At 58.7% G+C, this 6,069-nt stretch carries 8 protein-coding genes; 1 reads left to right on the top strand and 7 read right to left on the bottom strand.

Translation table 11 applies throughout. From position 1 onward, the window contains the following. The coding region (locus DBR30_RS09905) for a DMT family transporter (RefSeq protein ID WP_108588324.1) at positions 1–703 on the top strand (703 nt) is incomplete at its 5' end. A 146-nt stretch (positions 704–849) separates the two neighbouring features. Here DBR30_RS09905 and DBR30_RS09900 read toward each other — a convergent pair. The 7 genes from DBR30_RS09900 to DBR30_RS09870 form a co-directional block, all read right to left on the bottom strand. After that, on the bottom strand, positions 850–1,395 hold the full coding sequence (locus DBR30_RS09900; protein WP_108540916.1) for a M949_RS01915 family surface polysaccharide biosynthesis protein: 546 nt from the start codon (positions 1,393–1,395) through the stop codon (positions 850–852). 148 nt (positions 1,396–1,543) lie between these two features. Further along, positions 1,544–1,678 carry a winged helix-turn-helix domain-containing protein gene (locus DBR30_RS09895; protein WP_080660227.1) on the bottom strand — a complete coding sequence of 45 codons (135 nt, stop codon included), beginning with the start codon at positions 1,676–1,678 and terminating at the stop codon, positions 1,544–1,546. Between the two features lie 118 nt (positions 1,679–1,796). Further along, positions 1,797–2,429, bottom strand: coding sequence for a LysE family translocator (locus DBR30_RS09890; RefSeq protein WP_108540915.1), 633 nt, complete (start codon positions 2,427–2,429; stop codon positions 1,797–1,799). Positions 2,430–2,533: 104 nt separating this feature from the next. Then, positions 2,534–3,028, bottom strand: coding sequence for an acetolactate synthase small subunit (gene ilvN / locus DBR30_RS09885; RefSeq protein WP_005311605.1), 495 nt, complete (start codon positions 3,026–3,028; stop codon positions 2,534–2,536). Further along, positions 3,028–4,746: an acetolactate synthase 3 large subunit gene (locus tag DBR30_RS09880; protein ID WP_005339146.1), complete on the bottom strand. Its 1,719-nt coding sequence runs from the start codon at positions 4,744–4,746 to the stop codon at positions 3,028–3,030. Before DBR30_RS09880 ends, ilvN begins: the two co-directional genes overlap by 1 nt. Positions 4,747–5,136: 390 nt before the next feature. Continuing rightward, positions 5,137–5,289 carry a hypothetical protein gene (locus DBR30_RS09875; RefSeq protein ID WP_005341188.1) on the bottom strand — a complete coding sequence of 51 codons (153 nt, stop codon included), beginning with the start codon at positions 5,287–5,289 and terminating at the stop codon, positions 5,137–5,139. 37 nt (positions 5,290–5,326) lie between these two features. Then, positions 5,327–6,069, bottom strand: a 743-nt coding sequence (locus tag DBR30_RS09870; protein ID WP_258224377.1) for a glycosyltransferase family protein, incomplete at its 5' end; no start/stop codon positions are given.

Raw genomic sequence — 6,069 nt, 5'->3', positions numbered from 1 at the left:
ACCCCAGATGGTACGCGCCGCCGGTTGTGGCACCCTGCTCGGCGCCAGCCTGCTACTGTGGGTCACCGCTATCAGCCAGAGCGATGCGCTCGGCAGCGGCGCCTTTATCATGAGCGTCGCCACCCTGATGGCCCCACTGGCCGCATGGGCCGCCTTTCGGGCCAAACCCGGCCGCCACTACTGGCTCACCCTGCCCATCGCCATCGCGGGTCTGTTGCTGCTCTCCAGCAGCACCCACTGGGGCGTGTCGCTTTCGCTGTTCTGGTTTCTGGCGGCAGCCACCACTCTCGGCATCCAGCTGGCCGTCCATCGCCACTTCGCCCAATCCATTGCTCCCACCTGGCTCACCTGCATCCAGCTGGCGATGACCGGCCTGCTCGGCACCCTGCTCTCCCTGCTGACCGAGCAGTGGCCCGAGGCCGGTGTCAGCCACGGCATCTGGGGCTGGTTTGCGGCGAGCGTCTTGATCGCCACCACCCTGCGCTACTGGCTGCTCACTCATGCGTTGAGCAAGATGACCACCGCCCACGCCGCCCTGATGATGCTGCTGGAACCGGTCTGGACCCTGATCCTGAGCACCCTCTTCTATAGCGAACCGCTCGGTGGTGCCAAACTGGCTGGAGCCGGACTGGTGCTCGGCGCCCTGGTGCTCTACCAACTGCCCCTGCTGCTGCGCAGTCGCATGCTGAAACCGGCACGCTAGATGCCCACGGCAAACACCTCAGCGCGGATGTAACAACCAACGAAAAGGGGCCTGCAGTTGCAAGCCCCTTTTGTTGCATTGTCACGACACGGCGGATCACTCCAGCAAGGCAAAAAGCCAATGACCCTAGTGCGTCACGTTCATCGTCAATCAATCATCACGGTGGCGATATCAGGCCATTTTTTCATCATGTAACGATAGAGCTGGGGATGATTTTTAAGATGCGCCCCTGCAACTGGCGTTGCTTTTTCCTCCGGGTAGAGGGGTTTGCCATCAGCGACAAAATGTTCAACACCACGCAAGGCAAACTTTTTGCCATTTCTGTAAGCAAAATATTTCACATCACCGGGATCGAGCCCACCGCGACAGGCCATTGAATAAGAGAGCAGCAAATAATAATCCCCCTTGCCGATGAGCTCGACGACCTCAAATCCGGCGGGGTTGATATTGATGAACATATCGAGGTTGCAGTTGGTAACGCTGTCATACAGGACCCATTCCTGCTCACCATTCAGGGTGCCCAATCCGGTAATAGCCAGAGAGCGACTATCTTCCTCCGTTGCCGGGATCTCATCTACCGACAGAATAACCTCATGCTTGCCCTTGTTATCAAGCCACAGCGCCTTGTATAGCTGTTGACTGCTATAAGCCGGTGCGGCACCAAGCAACCCGACAAGCACTATCCATTTCATAGCCACTTACCTTCTGTATTTATTATTGTTTCCTGTCTTGGAAAGCCCAAAAGGCACATCATCGACAAACAAGAAGGAATCGACAAGCATCCAAATCTCCATTTCGGAGCTTATTGATGATGACGAGCAACATTGGCGCACTTCATAGTCAGTCCGGATTTAGTTGACCACTACATTCCCGCTTTGGTTGCTCGATTAGTCCGAATTTGAGCAGATAGGCCCTGGCCCAGCCAACTCGGTTACGCAGCGTGGTTTGGCTGCCACTGGGCAGGGTTTCTTTCATCAGGCAACCAGATCGAGATAAAACAGTGGCTTATCTTGCCACAGCAACCTGTTTGGGGCCATGTTCTCGGCTCGACCCTGTGCGTCAGATCCCTTCTTGAACATCTCCTGGCCGCCAGTTAGCGGCTTGAAAAAGCCAGCTTGATCCCGAGCCCGACAAACAGGGTGCCGATGCCTCGGTTGAGCCAGCGACCGAGACGCTGTGACAACCGTACCTTGTGGCTGGCATAGACGGTGGTAAAGACCAGCAGGTGACACCAGATGATACCGCCCAGATTGAAGATGCAGCCGAGCAGAATAAAGGCTAGCGCCTTGTCGGGGGCATCCGGTGCGATGAACTGGGGCACGAAGGCGAGAAAAAAGAGCGCCACCTTGGGGTTGAGCACATTGGTCAGCACTCCCTGCCGGTAAATCTGGCCATAGGAGAGTGCAGGCAGGGTGGCCCCTCTCTCCATTGCACCCGTTGCTTGCTGGCGCAGCAAGGAGAACCCCAGATAGATGAGGTAGATGGCGCCAGCCAGCTTGATAAGGGCAAACAACTCGGCCGAGGCGCTGAGCAGGGCCGACAGACCCAGCGCCGCCGCCAGCACATGCACCATGACACCGGTGCCAATACCCAACGTCGCGACCGAACCGGCACGCCACCCTTGCGAGCCACTGCGCAACATGACCAGCAGGGAGTCGGGTCCCGGCATGATATTGAGCAGCAACCCCGAGACCATAAACAGTGCAAGATCATGAATACCGAACATCCCCCCTCCCCTCGTAAAGAAAAACCAAACAAAAAGGGCTCCGCAGAGCCCTCTTTTCTTTCACTCTGCGGCAGCTGACGTGTCATCAGCTGTCCCGCCAGCCATCAGGGCCGCAGCGCCTTGTCCGCCCGCGAAATGCCGCAGACGCCGGAGCGCACCACTTCGATGATCTCGTTGGTCTGGGCTGCTGTCTTGATGAAAGCATCCAGCTTCTCGCTGGTGCCCACCAGCTGCACCGTGTACTGCTCGGGGGTGACGTCGACGATCTGGCCACGGAAGATATCCGCCAGCCGTTTCAGCTCGTCACGAGCCCCACCGGCGGCACGCGCCTTGACCAGCGCGATCTCCCGCTCGATATGCTCCCCTTCGCTCAAGTCGCACACCTTAAGCACATCCACCAGCTTGTGCAGCTGCTTCTGGATCTGCTCCAGCACCCGCTCGTCACCCATGGTGACGATAGTCATGCGCGACAGGGTGGGATCCTCGGTCGGCGCCACCGTCAGGGTCTCGATGTTGTAGCCACGCTGGGAGAAGAGACCCACCACGCGGCTCAGGGCGCCGGATTCGTTCTCCAGCAGAACGGAAATTATATGTCTCATCAGGTTCTCTCCGTCTTGCTCAGCCACATCTCATCCATGGCGCCAAACTTGATCTGCATCGGATAGACGTGCTCATCCGGGTCGACCGAGATATCCATGAACACCAGCCGATCCTTCATGGCGAAGGCCTTCTCCATGGCGCTCTCCAGCTCGGCCGGATCACTCACCGCGATGCCGACATGGCCATAGGCTTCCGCCAGCTTGACGAAGTCCGGCAGGGACTCCATGTAAGAGTGGCTGTGACGACCGCCGTAGAACATCTTCTGCCACTGCTTGACCATGCCCAGCGCACGGTTGTTGATGGAGATGATCTTGATGGGCACTCCGTACTGCATGCAGGTGGAGAGCTCCTGAATGTTCATCTGCACCGAGCCATCACCGGTGACGCAGCAGACCACCGCATCAGGGTTGGCAAACTGGGCCCCCATGGCGGCCGGAATACCGAAGCCCATGGTGCCGAGGCCCCCTGAGTTGATCCACTGGCGCGGTTTGGCAAACGGGTAGTAGAGGGCAGCAAACATCTGGTGCTGGCCCACGTCGGAGGCGACGAACGCCTGACCCTGAGTCACTTTGTAAAGGGTCTCGATAACCTGTTGCGGCTTGATCTGGGTAGCCGACTTTTCGTAGGCCAGACAGTGACGGGAGCGCCACTGGTTGATCTGGCTCCACCAGTCCGCCAGCGCCTCCTTGTCGTTATCGAAGCCACACTCGCGGATCACTTCCAGCATCTGCTCCAACACGGTTTCCACCGAGCCGACGATGGGCACATGGGCCTGCACCGTTTTGGAGATAGAGGTGGGGTCGATATCGATATGAACCACGGTCGCATTGGGGCAGAACTTGGCCACGTTGTTGGTGACGCGGTCATCGAAGCGGGCTCCCACGGCGAAGATGAGATCCGCGTTGTGCATGGTTTTGTTGGCTTCGAAGGTGCCGTGCATCCCCAGCATGCCGATAAATTGCGGATGGACGCCGGAGAAAGCCCCCAGCCCCATCAGGGTGGTGGTCACCGGCAAGTTCAGCAGCTCCGCCAGCTTGGTCACCAGATGATCCGCGTTGGCATTGATAGCGCCGCCGCCCACGTACATCACCGGGCGCTGGGCTTCTACCAGCAGCTTGGCTGCCCGCTTGATCTGCCCTTTATGGCCAGACTTGGTCGGGTTGTAGGAGCGCAGGGAGACCGTCTCGGGATACTGGTAGGGGAACTTTTCTTTCGGGTTCTGCACATCTTTGGGCAGATCCACCACCACCGGCCCCGGGCGGCCGCTGGCGGCAATGTAGTAGGCCTTCTTGATGGCCTCGGGAATATCGCTCGCCTTCTTGCACAGGAAGCTGTGCTTCACCACCGGGCGGGAGATACCGATCATGTCGGTCTCCTGGAACGCATCCTCACCGATCATGCTGGTCGGCACCTGGCCGGAGAGGATCACCAGCGGAATGGAATCCATATAGGCGGTGGCAATACCGGTAATGCAGTTGGTCGCTCCCGGGCCTGACGTTACCAGCACAGTCCCCACCTTGCCGGTGGAACGGGCGTAACCGTCAGCCATGTGAACCGCGGCTTGCTCGTGCCGCACCAAGACATGCTCCATCTTGCCGTTTTCGAAGAGAGCGTCATAGATGTCGAGCACTGAGCCACCAGGGTAGCCGAAGACGTGCTCAACTCCCTGATCTTCCAGCGCTCTAACCACCATCTGGGCGCCTGATAACATCTCCATGATAAAGCCCTCCAGGCTTTGCTCCGTTTAGCGAATCCCGCCGACGATGCCGTGCTTCCCGGCACGGCCCGATCCGTTTCTTGTTGTTATCTGAATGCAGATCGGCCCAATTCAGCCCCGTCGACAGTAGAAAAAAAGGATTTTTCCGTCATTCACCCGAAAATAGGGTGAAAAACCAACTTAACCCGCTTCATAACGCTTGTCCACGGCTTTATCTGACCAGAACAGTCATACATTTCAACCGGCTATTAACATTCAATGACTTGCCGCAGCGACCATGAGACAAAAGGGAAGGAAGTCGGGGAATGGCCAGCGGATCATTCCGCTGAGGGGAAAAACAGCCACAAAAAAGCCCACCGCTCAGCGGTGGGCTTGATGCCGAATGATGACTCAGTTGTCCTGATCCGGCTCCGCCAGCCAGATCTGCTGATCCGGATCGGTCTCTTCACTGACCGAGATGCTGACACCCATATCGAGCAACTCGTGCAGGGTGAGATTGTCAGCCAGGTTCATGACTTCGCCGTTTTCATTGGTAAAGCGCATTTACTCCATCCTCTCCTTGGTGGGATCGCCTTTCAGTCTAGTCAACAACGCTCACTTGCGATAACCAGCAACTGGATAAACAGTCGCCCCCATCCAGCTCGCTCAGGCGATCACTCACCTCCTCCGGAAACAGGGTGCGCGCCCAGAGCCGCCGTGACAGAGAGGCTACGCTCTCGTCGGCTCCCGCCGCCAGCCAGCGGGCCAGCTCCCCCGCTACATCGGGGTAGCAAACCGCCCCCGGCGAGGCGCTGTCGAGCCAGGTACGCACCAGATTGGCGTCGAGCACATCCATCAGGGTCGCCAGCCCCATCATCTCCAGAGTCTTGCCATTGGTCAGCTGTTCGAACTGGCCGCCGAGGGGCTTGACCAGCAGCTTCTTGCCGAGGGTGAGCGCCTCGGAAGCCAGCTCGAAACCCGCGTTGGAGATGACGCCGCGACAACCGGCCAACACGGCGATAAACCCGTGCCGCGATGGTGGTTCGAAGCGCAGGTTGCGCCATTGGCTGGGGGTGCGAATGGCGGGGTGAAAGCAGACGAAGCGTTGCTGACCAAAGCGCGACAACAGGGCGGCGATCGCCTCGGTCTGCTCGAACGGCAGATAGACCAGGATCTCGCCGTTATCCGGTGCGGTGGCAATGGGGTCGATCACCGGTGGCAGCAAGGGGTGACCGAAGTGAAACCAGTGCAGCCCGAGCGGCTGATCCACAGGAGCAAAGTGGCGCATCAGCTGGCGGCTGACCCCATCCTCCCCCCAACGCGGGATGGGCCAGTTGAAGCTGG

Origin of the sequence: Aeromonas sp. HMWF017 (assembly GCF_003061465.1) — a bacterium.
GTDB lineage: Bacteria > Pseudomonadota > Gammaproteobacteria > Enterobacterales > Aeromonadaceae > Aeromonas > Aeromonas veronii.
The sequence above is the reverse complement of the archived record's forward strand: the minus strand, read 5'-3'. Positions and strand labels throughout refer to the sequence as shown.